We start from the raw sequence: 18,129 nt of genomic DNA on the forward strand, positions 1-18,129 counted from the left end.
TTCATCTCTTGGATGAATGTTTTATTTACCAGTAATCATAATGTTTTTTCTTGCAATGATCATAGTAATAATAATCTTTTTTATAATCATAGTAATGATAATCTTTTTTGTAGCATGGATAATAGTAGTAATAGTAGTAGTAGTATTTTTTGCAGTCATGATCTTTTTTATGATAGTCATGGTAATAACACATAAAACTTCCCTCCTGTTATTATCTTAATTTATCTACAGTACATCATATGCCGCGGGGAGGGGATTGCTTGGACAGGTTTATTGGTAAAATCGTATATTTTCAACGAGAAAACGCATGTTTCCATGGAGGAAAACATGCGTTTTTTCTTTCAGTATTCAGTTCCGGGGTCAGCCGGACATTTTCATATCAATCGGTTCGCTTTTATTCAGTACGGCTTCACCTTTTGAAGCGTCATATTCGCCTTCCCATTTGGACATGACGACAGCCGCCAAGGCATTTCCTGTCAGGTTGACGACTGTGCGGGCCATGTCCATAATCCGGTCGACGCCCGCTATGAAGGCCAGTCCTTCAGCAGGCACGCCGATCGTGCCCAATGTTGCAAGCAGCACGACGAACGATGTGCCCGGCACCGCAGCCATCCCTTTTGAAGTGACCATCAGCACGAGAATTAACGTGATCTGCTGGCCAATCGACAGATCGATTCCTGAGGCCTGCGCCAAAAACAATGCGGCGATCGCCTGATACAGCACAGACCCGTCCAGGTTAAAGGTATAGCCGATCGGAATGACAAATGACACAATGCCTTTTGGACACCCGATCTTTTCCATTTTCTCCATTACACGGGGAAGAACCGTTTCTGAGCTTGATGTAGTATAAGCAAGCAACAATTCATCTTTTAAATAGGCTAAAAATTTAAATATATTGACGCCAACCATTTTTCCGACAATGCCGAACACAATGATAAGGAAAACCGCAAGGGCGGCATACACCAATATAACTAGTTTTCCCAACGATAACAGTGATGAAAATCCAAATTTGGAAACTGTTACACCAATCAGAGCAAAAACACCGAGCGGCGCGAATTTCATCACAAGGTTTACGACGTGGAACATGGCCTGGGATGTGGCCTCAAAAAACGCAAGCACAGGTTTTCCTTTTTCCCCAATCGCTGAAATTCCAAGGGCGAAAAACACGGTAAAGCAGATAATCGCAAGCAAATCGCCTTCAGCTAAAGACTGGAAAAAGTTCGTCGGCACAATATGCAAAAACGTGTCTGCAACCGATTTCGTGCTCGCTTCTTTTTCAGTTTGAACATACTGGCTGATATCAGTTTTTTCGCCAGTTGTATAATTAACGCCATGACCAGGCTGGAAAACGTTTGCCAGCACAAGGCCGAGTATAATCGCGAAAGTTGTAATAATCTCAAAGTATAGAATAGTCCGAAATCCGATCCGGCCAACTTTTTTGCCGCTGCCCGCTCCCGCGACCCCGACAATTAAGCTGGACACGACGATTGGAACTACAATCATTTTAATTAATCTTAAAAATAAATCCCCCACCGGCTTCAGATAGGTTTCTATATTCGGGTTGTTAAACCAGATGGCGCCTACTACGACACCTAAAATCAGTCCAAGGAAAATTTGAGTAGCTAATCCGAATTTTATTTTCTTCTTCATAGATGCCCTCCCAACGTCAGTTTTTTTCATTATATAAGTATATTAAATAATGAGACTATTAAATTTAGTATAGCCGAAAAAAAAGGATCTCGTCCATAAAAAAATTTAGGAATTATTTTCTGAAATTTCAGTAAACGGTATAATGTTCATAACTGAAGAGGTTCAGAAGTTTTGGGTACGGGGTGTTTATACCTATTTCATATAGTTAATTATAATTAAATTAATGCTATTTGACAAAAATGTCTCTCTTTTTGACTAACTTTGTGACAAAAAAACGCTCCGGAACGAGGGCATCATCCGGAGCGTGCTGTGTTCAAAGGTCATTCAATTTTAGGCATTTGCAGCATGTATTTCCGTAGCATTCATGCTGTTCTTCCATCTCGCGGCCGCATTCCGCACATTTCTTGGCAGGCAGGTTTCTGAAAAATTCTGTGATTTTTCCAATCATCTTATATCCCCCATTCCTTTAATTGTTATCATTGTATTATAACAGATGAAGAAAGGTCAATGTCTGTTTTATGACAAAACATAAAACATGCAATTTTAAAGAAAAATGGGTATATTGAATAGTGGGACGATAGCCACATAAATGAGGTGTGAAAGATATGAAGATCACTGTGATAGGCTGTTACGGCGGATTTCCGGCTGCAAATGAAGCGACTTCGGGATACCTGTTCCAATCAGGGGATTATTCGGTCCTGGTTGATTGCGGCAGTGCAGTTTTATCAAAGCTCCAGCAGTTTCTGCCTGTTGAGAAGCTAAATGCTGTTGTATTATCCCATTATCACCATGACCATATTGCGGACGTCGGCCCTTTGCAGTTTGCCAAGCTTGTCGGCTCATTTCTCGGAAAAGGGAAGGACGCGCTTCCGATATATGGACATCCGTTTGATCAAGATCAATTCCATCAGCTTACATATAAAACGCATACCGCGGGGATTGCGTATGATCCTGAGAAGCCGTTGGCGCTTGGCCCGTTTACGTTTACTTTTCTAAAAACGGCCCATCCGGTCGACTGTTTTGCGATGCGGATCACAGACGGAGTGCACAGCGCCGTATACACGGCGGATTCAAGCTTTCAGACATCGTTTATCACTTTTTCTGAAGGCGCCGATTTGCTGATCAGCGAGTGCAATTTTTACGCGGATCAGGACGGTACGAATGCCGGGCATATGAACAGCCTTGAAGCTGGCAGAATCGCGGAAGAATCCGGAGCAGGGAGGCTTCTTCTTACACACCTGCCGCACTTTGGGGATCATCGGCAATTAAAAAAAGAGGCGGAAACCGTTTTTAACGGCCCAGTCGATCTGGCGAAGACGGGTTATGTGTGGGGAGACTAGAAGGAGGAAAAAAACATGCTGTTTATCGATAATCAAAACATTACAGATCCGAGAATCAACCTGGCGATCGAGGAATACTGCTTAAAATACCTTGATCCCGAACAGACATATTTGCTGTTCTATATCAATCAGCCTTCGATCATCATCGGCAAAAACCAAAATACGATTGAAGAAATCAATACGAAATATGTGGATGAAAACGGAATCATCGTCGTCCGGAGGCTTTCCGGAGGCGGAGCGGTTTACCATGATCTCGGAAACTTGAACTTCAGTTTTATCACAAAGGATGACGGCAACAGCTTTCATAACTTTAAAAAGTTTACCGAACCCGTTGTCGCCGCTTTAAAACGCCTTGGGGTCGATGCTGAGCTGAGCGGGCGCAACGATCTGATGGCAAACGGCCGGAAAATTTCGGGGAACGCCCAATTTTCAACAAGAGGAAGAATGTTCAGCCATGGTACGCTTTTATTTGATTCTGAGATCGAACATGTCGTATCGGCACTGAAAGTAAAAAAAGATAAAATCGAATCAAAAGGAATTAAATCGATCAGAAGCCGGGTGGCCAATATCAGCGAATTTCTTGATCAGAAAATGACGACTGAGGAATTCCGCGAACTGCTTCTGAGGTATATTTTCGATACGGAAGGGGACATCCCCGAATATAAACTGACTGATGAGGACTGGAAAATCATCAATCAAATTTCAAAGGAACGCTACCAAAACTGGGATTGGAACTACGGAAAATCTCCTAAATTCAATTTGCAGCATTCGAAACGGTTTACGGCAGGTTCGATTGATATTCGTCTGGAAGTTCATAAAGGCATGATTCAGGAATGCAAAATTTTCGGCGACTTTTTCGGTGTCGGCGATGTCGGCGAGATCGAAGACAAACTGTCAGGCGTCCAGTATGAAAGAAACGCGATTGAAGAAGCACTCGACGGCGTTGATATTCAGCATTACTTCGGGAACATTCAAAAAGAAGAATTTTTGGATCTCGTTTACTAACATTGAGGGCCGCTCCAAGAGCTTTCCAGTTCTCGGAGCGGCTTTTTTTTTGCGACATGCAGGATGTGAGAATGGATGGATGCCGGTTATGCAGATCTCTCTATAGGCATAAGAGGAATGGAAGATATTTTCCATCATCTCTTGAGTGTTTTCGCTTCATTTACTATAATGGGGATAGATTTTTTATTATCAAAAAATGAATGGTTATTCATTCATTTTTGAAGGGGTGGGAGAATGAATGTAGTTGCGAAGTTGGGGGAAACAGCCAAATCAAAACCGGATAGAACCGCTTATATTTTTGGGGAAAAGAAGGAAACTTACGGTGAGCTTCAGCAAAAAATTGATTGTTTTGCAGGGGGATTGTACGAACTGGGGGTTGAAAAAGGGGATCATGTCGCACTGCTTCTCGGCAATACACCGCATTTTGTCATTTCATTTTTCGGAGCTTTGAAAGCTGGGGCTGTCGTGATTCCGATTAATCCATCCTATACGCCGACAGAAATCGGCTATATGCTGACCAACGGCGATGCAAAAGTCATCGTGGCGGACGGACGGCTTCTCCCTTTATACGAAAAGATGCATGAATTGCTCCCAAAAGTCGAGCATGTCGTGTTCTGCGAAACGGAAGGGCAGCTTCATGAACCGGAAAATCTTCAAATCAAAGCGAAATTGAAATCGTTTACAAACTTGATGAAGGCCGTCTCTCGCGTCTCTCCTGAGCTCAATGAAGAAGACACGGCGGCGATTCTTTATACGTCGGGAACGACGGGAAAGCCGAAGGGCGCGATGCTGACACATAAAAACCTTTTTTCAAATGCGAATGATACGGCGGGCTATTTGACGATGAATGAAGCCGATCTGGTTGTCGCCGCCTTGCCGATGTTTCATGTATTCTGTTTAACCGTCTGTATGAACGCTCCGCTGATGAACGGGGCCGCGATTTTAATTATTCCAAAATTCAGTCCGTCCGCGGTGTTTAAGCTTGTGAAAAAGCATAAGGCGACCATCTTTGCCGGTGTTCCGACAATGTACAATTATCTGTATCAGCATGAGGCTGCTGATGAAAACGGATTTGCCTCTGTCAGGCTTTGTATTTCAGGAGGCGCCGCCATGCCTGTCGCTCTTTTGAAAAATTTTGAAGAGAAATTCAATGTTCTTGTGCTGGAGGGCTATGGATTATCCGAGGCTTCACCTGTTACATGTTTTAATCCGTTCAGCACCGGCCGTAAACCGGGTTCAATCGGAACCAATATTCTCAATGTCAAGAACAAAGTCGTTAATGAGCTGGGGGAAGAACTGCCGGCAGGACAAGTGGGCGAACTGATCGTCAAAGGGCCGAACGTCATGAAAGGGTACTATAAAATGCCTGAAGAAACCGCCCACACGATTAAAGACGGCTGGCTCTACACGGGAGACCTGGCAAAGCGGGATGAAGACGGTTATTTCTACATCGTCGACAGAAAAAAAGATATGATTATCGTCGGCGGCTACAATGTTTATCCGAGAGAAGTCGAAGAGGTTCTTTACAGACATCCGGAAGTCGCCGAGGCGGTTGTAATCGGCGTTCCCGATCCCAATACGGGAGAAGCGGTGCAATGCTATATCGTCCCTAAGACGAAGACGCTGACAGAAGAGGAAATAGCAATGCACTGCAGGCAGCATCTCGCGAAATACAAACGGCCTTCATCCATCATTTTTCTTGATGAGATTCCGAAAAACTCGACAGGCAAAATTCTTCGCCGGGCACTTAAAGACATTTTGGCGAACCAGTCTTAACCATGAAAAGGGACGTTTGCTACGTCCCTTTTTGCACATTCTCTATAAATTTGGCTTTTTCTCTTTCATTGAGATGATAATAAGTCTTTTCTTCGTTCTTTAAAATGATTGCCCCATCCTTTTTCAGCCAGACGGTGAAAGGCACATGATCTGTGTCGCTCATTTTAATGCTTCCGTGATAAGCGGGAGAATCCAGATCATAAGCATTGTTTTCCTTCATTCTTTTTCCTTTATTGAACGTATCGAGTATGCCGTTGATATATTGCTTTTTTTCGATTCTGAGCGGACGGCCGTTTTTTTCTGCCGGCGTCATTGTGATTTCTTCGGCATTCCTTGCATCAAATGGGTCCGCCATCAGGCTGAACACATAAAAAACAGCGAGTGCCAAAATACCGAAAAAAAGCACGATGCCCATCATTTTTTTCAGAATGATCACCTCTCGTGTGAAGTCTAACCAAAAAGAGGGCTTTTCATCCGGAAGATATATGTTATAATGTTCAATAAATTATACAAATGTTTAATTTATTGGAGGTGTCGCGATGAATTCTATCGAACAGCAAGTCGCCGAAAACATCAAAAGGCTCAGAAAGATCCGCAATTACAGCCTTGATCAGCTTTCAGCCCTGACCGGGGTGAGCAAAGGAATGCTTGCGCAAATTGAAAAAGGCTCCTCAAGTCCGACGATCACAACGCTCTGGAAAATCGCCAACGGGCTGCAAGTATCGTTCACATCCCTCGCCGAAAAGCCGTCAGGAGAGCCGACTGTTGTCAGAAAGATTGAGAAAACGCCTGTGATGGCGGGAGATGACCGCTATGCCGCTTTTTCTCATTTTCCGTTCGACCAGAAAAAAAAGTTTGAAATTTTTTATATTGAGCTGCTGCCGGGCTGCTTGCATGAATCAGAGCCCCATCATGGCGGCATAGAAGAATATGTGCTTGTCAGCAAAGGGAAGGTGACGGTGTCCGCCGGTGATTACAGCTGTGATTTACACGAGGGAGATGCCATGCACTTTACTGCCAATACGGTGCACAAATATGAAAACAAAACAGACCAAACCGCAGCATGCTACACATTAATTTATTATCCCTAAGAGGTGTCAACATGGAAAAGCAGCATCAGCTCACATTTTTAGACGGGCTCCGTTCGGGCATAACGCTTGCCGTCGGTTATATTCCCGTTGCCCTGACGTTCGGGCTGCTGGCGAAAACAACGGGTCTGTCGCTAATTGAAACATTTCTGATGAGCGCCCTTGTATTCGGAGGGGCGTCCCAATACATGTCATTAAGCATGCTTGCCGTCCAAACCGGCATCATTGAAATTATTATGACGACGTTTATCGTTAATATTAGGCATTTTTTGTTTGCCGCTTCATTAAATCAGCTGGTTGAGCGGGATTCACGTTGGAAAAAAGCGTTTTATGCTTTTTTTGCCGTAACAGACGAATCGTTTGCTGTCGCGGCTTTAAGGAGCGAAAAACTGACGGCGGGTTATATGATAGGTCTCGGTTCAATCGGATATGTAAGCTGGGTTTTTTGGAGCGCGGCCGGACACTTTGCCGGTGCCGGAATGCCCTCCGTTTTGCAGGAGAGCATGAGTGTTGCCCTTTATGCGATGTTTATCGGAATTCTTGTCCCGGCGTTGAAAAAACAGAGGAAGGTTCTTTTTTTGGCGGCGGCAGGGGCTTTGTTCAATACGGTATTCCAATTGAGCGGCATGCTGTCGGCGGGCTGGTCGATCGTCTGCGCGACATTACTGTCCGCGGTCCTGATTGAATGGCTGCATCAGGTGAGAACGGAGGAGAACAGAAAATATGTCTAGTCCCATCATTTGGATGATCCTCGGAATGGCCGCTGTTACATATCTTCCGCGGATGATTCCTTTAGTTGCTTTTGAAAGTCTCAAGCTTCCCGGCTTTTTGGAACGCGTATTGAAAAACGTGCCGTATGCGGTATTGGGCGCTTTGATTTTTCCGGGGATTCTTTTGGTTCAAAACGGCGCGCTCTACGGACTCGCAGGGGCTGTCATCGCTTTTTTACTGTCGTACTTGGGAGCGAGCGTCATCATTGTCGTGACTGGAACGATTTTGGCGCTTGCCGCCGCAGGTCTTTTGTTCCCGCTGTAAGGCTTGGTTCTAACTTTGCGGCAAAAAGCTTACAATAGAGGTAAATGCTATTTCGCAAGGGGTGATATACCGATGAGGAAATGGGTCGCGGGAGCATGCCTGCTTTATGTGCTGTACGGTCTTTTTTTCTACTGGTATCTTTTCATGGCCGGGGACTCCTCCGTTCCTGAAGCGCTGAAGGGGACAAGCGCAGATCCGGCGACATTTATGAATGAAAGAGAACTTATGCTGACAGAAGATTATTCAAAAATCAAAGACTTTTTGTTTTTCATCCGTATTCCATTTGAGTGGTTTCTGTTTTTTATTCTTTTAATTGCGGGCTTGTCGCAAAAGATGAAGCATTGGGCTGAGCACACATCAAAGCGCAGAGTGATTCAAATTGCGGCTTATGTTTTCGGACTGTTTTTAATCGTTACGGCCGCATCCTTGCCGCTTGACTGGATCAGCTATCGGTTTTCGCTTGACTACGGTATTTCGACACAGACAACGGCAAGCTGGATTAAAGATCAGGTGATCGATTTTTGGATCAGCTTCCCATTAACCGCAGGGGCCGTCATCGTATTTTACTGGCTGATGAAAAGGCATGAGAAACGCTGGTGGCTTTATGCATGGTGTCTGACCGTACCGGTTACGCTGTTTTTATTTTTTCTGCAGCCTGTCGTCATCGATCCTCTATATAACGATTTTTATCCGCTGAAAAATAAAAAACTCGAACATGATATTTTGAAACTCGCCGATCAGGCGGATATCCCCGCCAATCATGTATACGAAGTGAATATGTCGGAAAAAACAAACGCTTTGAACGCTTATGTGACGGGGATCGGGGCAAACAAGCGGATCGTTCTTTGGGATACGACGCTGAACAAGCTGGATGAACCCGAAATTTTATTTATCATGGCCCACGAAATGGGTCACTATGTGATGAAGCATGTATACATAGGACTTGCCGGGTATTTGCTTTTATCACTGGCCGGATTGTATGCCGTTGACAGGCTGTACAAATGGATCATCAGCCGGCATGGAAGAGAGCTGCACATTAAAGGCGGGACAGACCTGGCCGCTCTGCCGCTTTTGCTGCTGCTCATAGGCGTGCTTACTTTTGCCGCTTCTCCTTTTTCAAACGCGGTGTCAAGACATCAGGAAAAAGCCGCTGACCAGTATGCGATCGAATTGACGGAAAACAAAAAAGCCGCTGTGGCGACTTTTCAGGAGCTGTCAAAAGCAGGCTTAAGCGAGGCGAATCCGCCGCTTCTCGTCAAGATTTTTAAATATGGCCATCCGACCATCATGGAGCGGATTCAAAGTGTTGAAAACGCCCTTGATCAATAAAGAAAAAGCTAATGTCGTAAAACACTAGCTTTTTCTATACGTGATTTGCTAAAATATGTTATTGAGCGGCAGCTTCGACATTGATCAGCCCTTTGCCGTAGTAGAAGGAATCTCCCAAATTAGTCGCAGTGCTTGAGAGGCGGTTGCGAACTTGGGAAGCTGAAAGCGTAGGGTATTTCGACAAGATCAAGGCTGCTGCTCCCGCTACATGAGGCGAAGCCATTGAAGTTCCGTTCAATGATGTGTACGTGTTAGAAGGATATGTGCTGTATACGCTGACGCCAGGAGCCATGACTTCAAGCTCTGAGCCGACGCTGGAGAATGAAGCTCTGTTTTTGTTGCTGTCAACCGCACCGACGGCGATGACGGAGTCATATTTTGCCGGATAGCCGATTGTGTTTTGGCTGCCGGAAGATCCGCTGTTCCCCGCTGCTGCCACTACGACAATTCCGCTGGCATATGCTTTATCCACAGCCTGTTTCAGCGCAGTTGAGCCGGATGGTCCGCCGAGGCTCATGTTGATGACATCCAGGCCGTTTTGTGTGGCCCACTCAATTCCGCTGACGATTGCGCTGTATGTTCCGCTTCCGCTTGAATTCAACACCTTAATCGCGTAGAGGGAGACGTTCGGTGCAACGCCTAAAACGCCTGTTGTATTGTCAAGCGCCGCCACTGTTCCGGCAACATGTGTGCCGTGTCCGTTACCGTCCGTATTATAACTTTCACCAGATACAAAGCTTGCTCCGCCGACTACCTTCAAGTCTGTATGAGACGAAGCGATTCCCGTATCAATGATACCGACTTTGACATTTGCCCCTTTATAACCTTGGGCCTGCACTTTGTCAGCCTTGATGAGCGGGATGCCGTAAGGAACTGTTTGGGCCATCGCATGGGCGATATGGTCTTCTTCTACGTAAGCAACGCTAGGATCTTTTTTGAGGGCTTTTACCTCTTCCTGATCAAGTGTCGCTTTTGCGGCGTTGATGATTTTAAACTGCTTGTCCACTTTTCCGCCGTTCTCTTTGATGACATCCTTTTTCACGGCTGCCGTTTTCACTGAAGACTTAAATCCGACAATATAATCCTTTTCCACATCTTTCGCCGGCTGGGCAGCAGAAGCGGGACTGCTGAAGGCCGTTGACAGAACCAGCAGAAGGGCCGTCAGCACACTAAGCCATAAACTTTTCTTTTTCACCTTTGCTCACTCTCCTCCGTTTTATTCAGAATAATCCAAAAAGAGTTATAATAAACCCTATTCGAATTATTCTGTTAATTTATTATAGAAAAAAAATGAAATATATGGTAGGCCTATTTTTTTGAAAAAATATTTTTGTTTTTTTAAGTTTCATTTCCCACTTTAGAAAATATATCACATGCTAAAGTAATGAAAAAAGAAGGGGTTTCAATGCCTGGTTATATGAAAAATGTCGTATTGACCAACAACGGCAAGACGCCATCGAGCCGCTAACTTTATGAAAATATTATTTGCTTTACAGAAAACGATCCGTTTTATACTAGGGTCGTGCTCCTGAATGCCGGACGAATGGTCATCCTCTTCAATCATTCATCTGGGGTATGCTGATCGGCGGAGATTGTTTATTTGGTACTGTGCGTGCAATATCGCTCTATTATCATCACAGTCATTTGGCGCTCACTCACAGGAAAGGAGAAATGGAGGCAGTGCCGCAAATGGGCCGCTTTAAAGGGGATGGAGGGTTTTTTTACTTAAATGATAATGATTATCGTTGTCATTAAGCTGCTGTGTTGCTATAATAATTTCGTCTATTACGAAAAAAGGAGATACATATGAAGCTTAGATATGTTATGATTCTATCTTTTATCCTCATGATTTCAGCGTTGGCGGCGTGCTCCGGTACAGGAGGAAGCGCCGGCGGCTCCGCCCAAAATCCTGTAGCGGTGAAGCATGATCTCGGCGAAACGAAAGTGCCGAGGCATCCGAAAAAGGTTGTTGTCCTTGAACTCGGATTTATTGACGCCCTGCTCGATGTGGGCATCAAACCCGTCGGCGTCGCAGATGACGGAAAGCCGAAGTTTATTAATGAAAAAGTGAGAGAAGAAATAAAAGGCTATACATCGCTCGGCACCCGGGCGCAGCCAAGTTTTGAAAAAATCGCGGCGTTAAAGCCCGATCTGATCATCGCCGACTCAAGCAGACATAGCGGTGTATACGATAAATTGTCAAAAATTGCGCCGACGATTGCTTTGAAAAATTTAAATGCCGATTATCAAGATACGATGGACGCATCTCTCACGATAGCGAAAGCGGTCGGCAAAGAAAGCGAAATGGAGAAAAAGCTGACAGAACATAAAGAAAAGCTGAATCAGCTGAAAGAGAAGCTTCCTGATCAAAAACAAAGCATTCTTCTGCTCGGAAATACGAATGACGCAATCACCGTCCGTGATGAAAATTTCTTCACCTCCCAGCTGCTAACGAAAATCGGCTACACATACGGTGTGGGAGACAGCCAAAAAAACGATGCTGAAAACGGAGAGTCCGTCAATATTAAAATGACCGTTGAGCAGCTTCTGGAGAAGGACCCTGATATCATCATATTAATGACGGGAGAAAAGGACAAAGTTGATCAAAACGGAAAACGGCCGATTGAAAAAGATCCGCTATGGAACAAGCTCAGCGCTGTCAAGCATCACAAGGTATATGAGGTCGACAGGTTCGCATGGTCGCTTCGCCGCAGTATAGACGGGGCAAATGCCGTGATCGATCAAATCAATAAAGATATTTTAAAAACCGGAAAGACTGAGTAATTTTGCAGGTTTACCGCACGAATTTGCTGCGGTTTAATGAACCGTTCATTCGAAGACCGGCTTTTCCCGGCGTTTTCACGCATGCTTTTTCAGAAGCATGCGCTTGTTTTTTTCCAAGGAGGTGATCTGCTTAATGAAACACATGCTGCTGGTCCGCATCGCGTTGTTCACCCTGTTGATCGTGAGTTTCATGCTTTCCGTGTCGATCGGTTCGACTCATATTGCACTTTCTGATATATGGTCGGCCGTATTTTCATACAGCGATTCAAAATTGCATTCTATTATTCTGTCCATCAGGATTCCGCGCGCTTTGGAAGCGGCTGTCATCGGCGCAAGTTTGGGCGCCGCCGGCGCGCTCATGCAGGCGGTCACGAGAAATCCCCTCGCATCGCCAAGCATTTTTGGCATTAACGCCGGAGCCTCGGCGGCAGTCGTTTTTCTGACGGTGATGTTTCCGGCTGCCGCCATTCCGCAGGTCACGATGGGGGCGGCTTTTGCCGGAGGAACCATGGCTGCTGTTATCGTATATGCGATTGCATCTGTTTTCAGTGAACACAGCCGGGATATCAGCTTTGCGCTGGTCGGCGTCGTCATTCAGGCGATCCTTGCGTCGATTACGCAGATGCTGCTGATTTTTCATGAAGAATCGACAGAGACGATTTTGTTTTGGCTTTCAGGTTCTTTAGCCGGAAGCTCATGGGATAAGCTGAATTTTCTGCTTCCCGTCAGCCTCGCCGGTTTATTGTTTGCTTTTGCCTTGGGGGGAACGGCTTCCGTTCTCAGCCTTGGTGACGACATTTCACAGGGGCTGGGGCAAAAAGTATGGCTCAGCCGGGTGCTGATAGGAGTCACTGTCGTCGCGCTCGCGGGGGCTTCCGTATCAGCGGCAGGTCCGATCGGCTTTATCGGTTTGATGGTTCCCCATATGATCCGGTATGTGATGGGGGCCGATTACCGGACGGTGATCCCGTATTCGGCAGTGCTTGGCGCGGTGCTGCTTTTATTGGCGGACATCGCTTCGCGCTTTGTATACTATCCATATCAGACGCCGGTTGGCGTTGTGACGGCATTTATCGGAACACCCTTTTTCATTTATTTGGCAAGGAGACGAAAAGAGGGATCGGCATCGTGAACATCAAAACGGACAAAACAAAAAGGCGGCGGAAAAAATCGGCAGGCATGCTGTTCGTTCTTCTTGCTTGTCTATTTCTCTTCGCGCTGATCAATGTAGCGATCGGCGATGAGAACATTCCGCTTGGTGATATAATCAAATCTTTGGCCGGACAGGGCGATCCGGGAACTCGGTTCATGGTGATGGAATTTAGAATGCCGCGGGTCATCCTGGCGATCCTTGCGGGAGGCGCTTTAGCTGTGGCAGGCGTGATCGCCCAGTCGCTGATGAGAAATCCGCTCGCCGCCCCTGACACGCTCGGTATAACAGGGGGTGCAGGGCTGGGTGCGGTGCTTGTGACTGTGCTGTTTTCGCAGCAAAGCACGATATTTTTGACAGGGGCCGCTTTTTCAGGCAGCATCCTGGCCGCGGTGCTTGTTTATTCATTGGCTTACCGAAACGGTATATCCCCGGTTCGGCTGGCGCTTGTCGGGATTGCCGTCAACGCTTTCTGCCATTCCGGAATTCAGCTGTTGATTTCAAGAGCGAGCCCGAATGTAAACAGCGCCTTAATATGGCTGAACGGAAGCTTATGGGGAAGAAGCTGGGATGATGTTCTCTCTCTTTTCATCTGGTGCTGTCTGCTGATTCCGCCCGTATGGTTGGCGGGGAAGCCGCTTGATATCATCAAATCGGGAGACGGGATTGCCGCAGGTCTTGGCATCAGCCTTGAAAAGACGCGGTTTTTGCTGCTTGCCGCTGCGGTAATGCTGACGGCGGCGGCCGTAACCGCTGTTGGGACGATCGGTTTTATCGGGCTGATGGCCCCGCATATCGCGAAAAAGCTGGCAGGCTTTGAGTCGCGCATCCTGATACCCGTCTCCGGAATGGTCGGCGCCATCATCCTGCTTTTGGCGGATGCGGCGGGAAGAGGGTTGATTCCGCCGATCGAAATCCCGGCCGGCTTGATCGCAGCCGTGATCGGAGGGCCTTATTTTATTTATTTGCTGCGGCGGGAAGCAACACGAGGCAGAACGTAAATGCGGACGGGCTGATCATGCCGTCCGCATTTTTACAGGTATTAATCAGATAGATGATCTGACACGTTATAGTCTTGAATATGCCATTTGTTTTCCAGGAAGCTGATGTTGCTCAGGCAGGCATTGACGAGTTTTGTATTTTCAAGATCGGCATCGCCGTTGGAAATCTTGGACAGGAGCGCATGAATCGCCGCTCCGTGGGCGACAATCAGCACCTTGTGATCCGGGTATTGGACGCCAACCTTTTGAATGCCCGCCATCAGACGTTCAGCCAGCGCTTCTTTTGATTCTTGATTCGGATAATTTTTATCCGGGTACAGCTTCATTCTTTCCTCAAATGGCATGCCTTCCGCATCTCCGTAATTTCTTTCGATGAAATCCTCCATTTCAACAATATCAAGACCGAGATACTGGTTGATGATGTCCGCCGTTTCCCTCGCTCTTTTTAATGGGCTCGAAATGATGACATCCCAGGATGTATGTTTCAAATATTCCCCGGTTTCTTTCGCCTGTCTTTTTCCGGTTTCATTTAAAGGGATATCGGTTCTTCCCTGAAGTTTTCCTAAAGCGTTCCAATCGGTTTCTCCGTGCCGGATTAAACAAATCGCAGTCATTTAAAATAAATCCCCTTTCAAACATGAGTGCACGTTTTTTTGCTGTACCACCATTATACTAAAATGAAAAACGGGTACTCACTAATTTGACCGGCATTATGCTATCACTCAGCTGTTCCGTTTCCGCCTAGAGCTGCCGATCGCAAATAAGCGGGTTACCAACACGACGCCTGAAGCGCCTCCCTGACATTCAGTTTATGATGAGAAATCCCAAGTTCTTGGGCGCATGCCGCGATTTTTGCCGCAAACGTTTCATTGATTTTAAACAGAAATCTGCGGGACAGCGGGATCGGCTGCAGGTGAGCGCCGGCTGACATTTGTGCAGGTTTGTCCTTATTTTTTTGTCAGTTCGACAAGGGAATCCACTGATGCGGCGACTTGCGATACGGCTCCGTTTACTTCTTGAAGGCCGTTTAAGAAGGATTGCAGATCTTCTTCAATCTTGCCGCTTTGATGTTTGCTGAGCTTCATGCTGCCGACAATATCGTCGAATAAATGATTGATCTGCGCCATTTTATCCTTGCTTTCAATCACAAGCTGATTCACCGCTGTAATGTGCTTTGTCACGATGCTGATTTGCGCGTTTGTGTTGTTGACCAGCTCAGATACCGTTGAGACGGTTTTTTTCGTATCATCGGAAAGCTTTCTGACTTCGTTGGCGACAACGGCGAATCCCTTTCCATGTTCTCCGGCCCTGGCTGATTCGATCGAAGCGTTGAGCGACAGCAGGTTTGTCTGCTCGGCAATGCCTGTTACGATTCCAAAAATCTTTTCGATCTGGCTTGCAATTTCTTCGAGTTTTTTAATCTCCTGCTCGATCTCGGTCATGCTGTTGCCCATCTGGTTCAGCTGCTGTGCCTGATTCTCAAGCTCCTTTTTGCCGCCGATTGATTTTTCTTCGACAGAAGTCGCCGTCTTTGTTCCCGATTTTGAAGTTTCGGCGATGTCTGCTGATTTATCCACCAATTCCTGAACCGCGCCCGTCGTTTCCGCAAATAATGTGGCCAACGAGCCTGAAGTATCTTTGATTTGCCTGTGAAGCGCAGCCTTTCGTTCTTCTTCGAGGGCGCGTATTCTGGCATGCTCCTCTTCATAAGCTTCGAGAACGATCTGCTGTTCAATGTTCAGAATTTTCGTAACCGCTCTGACGGCCCGCATGTATTCTTCTGTCGCTAAGGCGGTTTCAAAAATCTTCAGCATTGACAGAAGAAGGTCCTGAAAAGCACCCAGGTACCATTTAGGAAGAAGCCCGATTTTCAAATGAACATGGGCGATCCGGATGCGTTTTTCTAAAAAAGCTTCGTCAATGATGCCGGAAAACATTTCGCTTATATGAATGCTCAAGGTCTTCTTTAAGCGGTCGACCGAACTGTTGTCGTGAATGATATCCATGAGCGAGTTTTCGTGTTCAAGGTTTTTATAAAAACGGCTGACGATCGGCTCAAGATGTTCTGAAACCAAAGGCTTCAGCTTGCTTAACACCCAGAGATCCTCATCAGTCAAATCAACCATGGCGAGCTGTTTTTTAAATTCGGTATGCTTTTCAAGCCTGATCCGGTTTGTATTGTCACGGCTCTCTTCAGCAAAAAATGATCGTTCTGTCTTTCTATCCTTTTTGAATAACACGATCGTATCCCCCTGTAATCGATAATGAAAAATGCCGGTTTTTTGAATTTCCGGCATTTCTCTTTTTATCGGCTGATTTTTGCTGTTTTTTAACAGAAAACCGCTTAGCTTTCAGGATCTTTTAGCGGCATGACGGCGGGCCCTTCGATCACTTCGCCGTCAATCGAAAATCTTGAGCCGTGGCATGGACAGTCCCATGTCTTTTCGCCGTCATTCCATTCGACTTCACAGCCCATATGGGTGCAGGTCGTATCAACCATGTGCAGCTGTCCGTTTTCATCGCGATAAGCCCCTGCCCGTTTTCCGCCCACTCTGACAACCGCTCCTTCTCCGCTGACAAGCTCATCCGGCGTTCTGAGCGGCTGTTCCAGCTTTCCTTCAACAAAGTGTCTGGCGACATCGGTGTTATAGGAAATCGCTTTTTTGATGCTCGGGTCCGGATGAAAGCGGGAAGGGGAGAAGACTTCCTGGTATGGATTGCTTTCGTTTGTGATATGATCCGTTATGAGCTGAGCGGCGAGCGTGCTTGATGTCATGCCCCATTTTCGGAATCCGGTCGCGACAAGGATCCGTTTTTCTTTCGGATAAATCGGCCCGATATAAGGGATTTTATCGAGGGTGATTAAATCCTGAGTTGACCAGCGGTAGGGAATGTCTTCGATGCCGAGCACGCCTTCCGCGAATGATTCAAGGGCTTTATAGTGTTCCATCGTATCTTTTCCCTGTCCGGTTTTATGGCTTTCTCCGCCGACAAGCACCATCTTTTCCCCGTTTATCGTGACGGAACGCAGTGACCGGGATGGCTGGTCTATGCTTAAATACATGCCGTCAGGGTACGGGGTTTTCGGCTTGACGGCCAATACGTATGAACGGCTCGGCTCAAGCCTTGCAAAATAAAATCCTTTTTTATCATGAAACGGGAAATGCGTACAGCACACCACATAATCGCTGATGATCATATGCCCGTTTTTCGTTAGGACCTTTGGATGGTCTCCTTCTTTGATTTCCTTTGCCACCGTGTTTTCGAACATGTTTCCGCCAGCTTTTTGGACGGCATCGGCAAGGTGTTTTAAGTAGTGGAGCGGGTGAAACTGCGCTTGATTTTTCATCACCAGGCCCGCTTTTATATCGATGGCGACGGGAAGATCTTTGATGAGTTCCCTTTCGATTCCCAGTTTTTGATAGGCTTCATGCTCTTTTCTGATTTTTTGGACCGATTGTTCTTCCGTCGTATAAATACAGGCGTCCTGCTCTTTAAAATCACAGGAGATGTTTTGTTCATGGACGAGATTTTTGATGAAGGAAAGGGCCTGGAGATTTGCCTCATAATAAAGACGAGCCCGCGGCATTCCGATATGCTGAATCAGCTCATCATAAATCAAGTCATGCTGTGCGGTGATTTTCGCGGTCGTATGTCCCGTCGTTCCGTTCAGAAGGCGTCCGGCTTCAATCAAAACGACGCTGTACCCTTTTTGCGTCAGTATGTATGCCGTCGTAATCCCTGTCATTCCGCCGCCGATAATCGCGACATCTGTCTTCACGTCTTCTGTCAGCTCCTGAAATGATGGAAGTTCGGTGCTGTCTCTCCAAAAAGATTCAGGCGAGTCCGGCAGTTTTTGTTCATTGTTTGTCACTTCGTTCCCTCCAGTTCTGTTTTCTCTTAAATTTTCCAATCCAGAAATATTCATGCACGTGAGACGGCTTGTCATAAAAAACGGCTTTTTCCCATAA

General features: G+C 46.2%; 19 protein-coding genes and 2 pseudogenes. 11 read left to right on the plus strand and 10 right to left on the minus strand.

Translation table 11 applies throughout. The features are described 5' to 3' along the window. Positions 1-25: 25 nt before the first annotated feature. The 3 genes from R5H20_RS06095 to yhfH form a co-directional block, all read right to left on the minus strand. Complete coding sequence (locus R5H20_RS06095) at positions 26-193, minus strand: hypothetical protein (protein ID WP_167373799.1); 168 nt, start codon at positions 191-193, stop codon at positions 26-28. A gap of 167 nt (positions 194-360) precedes the next feature. Next, entirely contained in the window at positions 361-1,650 is a 1,290-nt protein-coding gene (locus R5H20_RS06100) for a glutamate/proton symporter GltT (protein WP_006636706.1), read from the minus strand. Between the two features lie 313 nt (positions 1,651-1,963). Then, the gene (yhfH, locus tag R5H20_RS06105) at positions 1,964-2,098 is read right to left on the minus strand and encodes a protein YhfH (protein WP_006636707.1); all 135 of its coding nucleotides are present in this window, start codon (positions 2,096-2,098) and stop codon (positions 1,964-1,966) included. Positions 2,099-2,255: 157 nt separating this feature from the next. Between yhfH and R5H20_RS06110 the strand changes: the two genes are divergently transcribed. The 4 genes from R5H20_RS06110 to R5H20_RS06125 all read left to right on the plus strand — a co-directional run bounded on the left by R5H20_RS06110 (position 2,256) and on the right by R5H20_RS06125 (position 5,771). After that, positions 2,256-2,990, plus strand: a complete 735-nt coding sequence (locus R5H20_RS06110; RefSeq protein WP_006636708.1) for an MBL fold metallo-hydrolase — start codon at positions 2,256-2,258, stop codon at positions 2,988-2,990. 15 nt (positions 2,991-3,005) lie between these two features. Then, positions 3,006-3,995 carry a lipoate--protein ligase gene (gene lplJ, locus R5H20_RS06115; protein ID WP_006636709.1) on the plus strand — a complete coding sequence of 330 codons (990 nt, stop codon included), beginning with the start codon at positions 3,006-3,008 and terminating at the stop codon, positions 3,993-3,995. Between the two features lie 75 nt (positions 3,996-4,070). Then, positions 4,071-4,217: a hypothetical protein gene (locus R5H20_RS06120; RefSeq protein WP_155910141.1), complete on the plus strand. Its 147-nt coding sequence runs from the start codon at positions 4,071-4,073 to the stop codon at positions 4,215-4,217. Between the two features lie 12 nt (positions 4,218-4,229). Further along, positions 4,230-5,771 (plus strand): fatty acid--CoA ligase family protein, encoded by a 1,542-nt coding sequence (locus R5H20_RS06125; protein WP_006636710.1) that lies wholly within the window; start codon positions 4,230-4,232, stop codon positions 5,769-5,771. Between the two features lie 19 nt (positions 5,772-5,790). Here R5H20_RS06125 and R5H20_RS06130 read toward each other — a convergent pair whose 3' ends face one another. Further along, complete coding sequence (locus R5H20_RS06130; protein ID WP_006636711.1) at positions 5,791-6,189, minus strand: YhfM domain-containing protein; 399 nt, start codon at positions 6,187-6,189, stop codon at positions 5,791-5,793. 121 nt (positions 6,190-6,310) lie between these two features. Between R5H20_RS06130 and R5H20_RS06135 the strand changes: the two genes are divergently transcribed. From R5H20_RS06135 to R5H20_RS06150, 4 genes are all read left to right on the plus strand, one after another. After that, entirely contained in the window at positions 6,311-6,862 is a 552-nt protein-coding gene (locus tag R5H20_RS06135; protein WP_006636712.1) for a helix-turn-helix domain-containing protein, read from the plus strand. 11 nt (positions 6,863-6,873) lie between these two features. Then, positions 6,874-7,590, plus strand: a complete 717-nt coding sequence (locus tag R5H20_RS06140; RefSeq protein ID WP_006636713.1) for an AzlC family ABC transporter permease — start codon at positions 6,874-6,876, stop codon at positions 7,588-7,590. Next, complete coding sequence (locus R5H20_RS06145; RefSeq protein ID WP_006636714.1) at positions 7,583-7,894, plus strand: AzlD domain-containing protein; 312 nt, start codon at positions 7,583-7,585, stop codon at positions 7,892-7,894. The genes R5H20_RS06140 and R5H20_RS06145 overlap by 8 nt, the downstream gene beginning before the upstream one ends. Positions 7,895-7,966: 72 nt before the next feature. Continuing rightward, positions 7,967-9,223, plus strand: a complete 1,257-nt coding sequence (locus tag R5H20_RS06150) for a M48 family metallopeptidase (RefSeq protein WP_006636715.1) — start codon at positions 7,967-7,969, stop codon at positions 9,221-9,223. A gap of 58 nt (positions 9,224-9,281) precedes the next feature. Here the strand turns inward: R5H20_RS06150 and R5H20_RS06155 are convergent, their stop codons facing one another. Next, entirely contained in the window at positions 9,282-10,418 is a 1,137-nt protein-coding gene (locus R5H20_RS06155; RefSeq protein WP_006636716.1) for a S8 family peptidase, read from the minus strand. A gap of 611 nt (positions 10,419-11,029) precedes the next feature. On the opposite strand from R5H20_RS06155, the gene R5H20_RS06160 reads away from it, so the two are divergent. From R5H20_RS06160 to R5H20_RS06170, 3 genes are all read left to right on the plus strand, one after another. Then, a complete protein-coding gene (locus R5H20_RS06160; protein WP_006636717.1) occupies positions 11,030-12,007 on the plus strand; it encodes an ABC transporter substrate-binding protein in 978 nt (325 codons plus the stop codon). A 133-nt stretch (positions 12,008-12,140) separates the two neighbouring features. Next, positions 12,141-13,139: a FecCD family ABC transporter permease gene (locus R5H20_RS06165; protein WP_006636718.1), complete on the plus strand. Its 999-nt coding sequence runs from the start codon at positions 12,141-12,143 to the stop codon at positions 13,137-13,139. Positions 13,140-13,186: 47 nt separating this feature from the next. Then, a complete protein-coding gene (locus R5H20_RS06170) occupies positions 13,187-14,158 on the plus strand; it encodes a FecCD family ABC transporter permease (protein WP_051056660.1) in 972 nt (323 codons plus the stop codon). Positions 14,159-14,199: 41 nt separating this feature from the next. Here the strand turns inward: R5H20_RS06170 and R5H20_RS06175 are convergent, their stop codons facing one another. From R5H20_RS06175 to R5H20_RS06190, 5 genes and pseudogenes are all read right to left on the minus strand, one after another. After that, on the minus strand, positions 14,200-14,772 hold the full coding sequence (locus R5H20_RS06175) for a histidine phosphatase family protein (RefSeq protein ID WP_006636720.1): 573 nt from the start codon (positions 14,770-14,772) through the stop codon (positions 14,200-14,202). Between the two features lie 144 nt (positions 14,773-14,916). Then, positions 14,917-15,038, minus strand: a pseudogene (locus R5H20_RS06180) (acetyl-CoA C-acyltransferase); the annotation flags it as partial. A gap of 67 nt (positions 15,039-15,105) precedes the next feature. Beyond that, a complete protein-coding gene (locus R5H20_RS23540; RefSeq protein WP_411859080.1) occupies positions 15,106-15,930 on the minus strand; it encodes a methyl-accepting chemotaxis protein in 825 nt (274 codons plus the stop codon). Beyond that, positions 15,913-16,455: pseudogene (locus tag R5H20_RS23545) on the minus strand (protoglobin family protein); the annotation flags it as partial. The pseudogene R5H20_RS23545 and the gene R5H20_RS23540, both read right to left, overlap by 18 nt. 47 nt (positions 16,456-16,502) lie before the next feature. Next, complete coding sequence (locus R5H20_RS06190; protein ID WP_317907732.1) at positions 16,503-18,032, minus strand: FAD-dependent oxidoreductase; 1,530 nt, start codon at positions 18,030-18,032, stop codon at positions 16,503-16,505. Positions 18,033-18,129 lie beyond the last annotated feature (97 nt).

The sequence above is a fragment of the Bacillus sp. KICET-3 genome (genome assembly GCF_033261025.1).
In the GTDB taxonomy this organism is placed as follows: domain Bacteria; phylum Bacillota; class Bacilli; order Bacillales; family Bacillaceae; genus Bacillus; species Bacillus sonorensis.

Excerpts from the sequence above, each read along its gene's own strand:
- R5H20_RS06135 (WP_006636712.1), top strand. The coding sequence starts at position 6,311 with ATGAATTCTATCGAACAGCAAGTCGCCGAAAACATCAAAAGGCTCAGA.
- R5H20_RS06160 (WP_006636717.1), top strand. The coding sequence starts at position 11,030 with ATGAAGCTTAGATATGTTATGATTCTATCTTTTATCCTCATGATTTCA.
- lplJ (WP_006636709.1), top strand. The coding sequence starts at position 3,006 with ATGCTGTTTATCGATAATCAAAACATTACAGATCCGAGAATCAACCTG.
- R5H20_RS23540 (WP_411859080.1), bottom strand. The coding sequence starts at position 15,930 with ATGCGGGCCGTCAGAGCGGTTACGAAAATTCTGAACATTGAACAGCAG.
- R5H20_RS06175 (WP_006636720.1), bottom strand. The coding sequence starts at position 14,772 with ATGACTGCGATTTGTTTAATCCGGCACGGAGAAACCGATTGGAACGCT.
- yhfH (WP_006636707.1), bottom strand. The coding sequence starts at position 2,098 with ATGATTGGAAAAATCACAGAATTTTTCAGAAACCTGCCTGCCAAGAAA.
- R5H20_RS06125 (WP_006636710.1), top strand. The coding sequence starts at position 4,230 with ATGAATGTAGTTGCGAAGTTGGGGGAAACAGCCAAATCAAAACCGGAT.
- R5H20_RS06170 (WP_051056660.1), top strand. The coding sequence starts at position 13,187 with ATGCTGTTCGTTCTTCTTGCTTGTCTATTTCTCTTCGCGCTGATCAAT.
- R5H20_RS06140 (WP_006636713.1), top strand. The coding sequence starts at position 6,874 with ATGGAAAAGCAGCATCAGCTCACATTTTTAGACGGGCTCCGTTCGGGC.
- R5H20_RS06150 (WP_006636715.1), top strand. The coding sequence starts at position 7,967 with ATGAGGAAATGGGTCGCGGGAGCATGCCTGCTTTATGTGCTGTACGGT.
- R5H20_RS06130 (WP_006636711.1), bottom strand. The coding sequence starts at position 6,189 with ATGATGGGCATCGTGCTTTTTTTCGGTATTTTGGCACTCGCTGTTTTT.
- R5H20_RS06100 (WP_006636706.1), bottom strand. The coding sequence starts at position 1,650 with ATGAAGAAGAAAATAAAATTCGGATTAGCTACTCAAATTTTCCTTGGA.
- R5H20_RS06145 (WP_006636714.1), top strand. The coding sequence starts at position 7,583 with ATGTCTAGTCCCATCATTTGGATGATCCTCGGAATGGCCGCTGTTACA.
- R5H20_RS06110 (WP_006636708.1), top strand. The coding sequence starts at position 2,256 with ATGAAGATCACTGTGATAGGCTGTTACGGCGGATTTCCGGCTGCAAAT.
- R5H20_RS06095 (WP_167373799.1), bottom strand. The coding sequence starts at position 193 with ATGTGTTATTACCATGACTATCATAAAAAAGATCATGACTGCAAAAAA.
- R5H20_RS06120 (WP_155910141.1), top strand. The coding sequence starts at position 4,071 with ATGGATGCCGGTTATGCAGATCTCTCTATAGGCATAAGAGGAATGGAA.
- R5H20_RS06165 (WP_006636718.1), top strand. The coding sequence starts at position 12,141 with ATGAAACACATGCTGCTGGTCCGCATCGCGTTGTTCACCCTGTTGATC.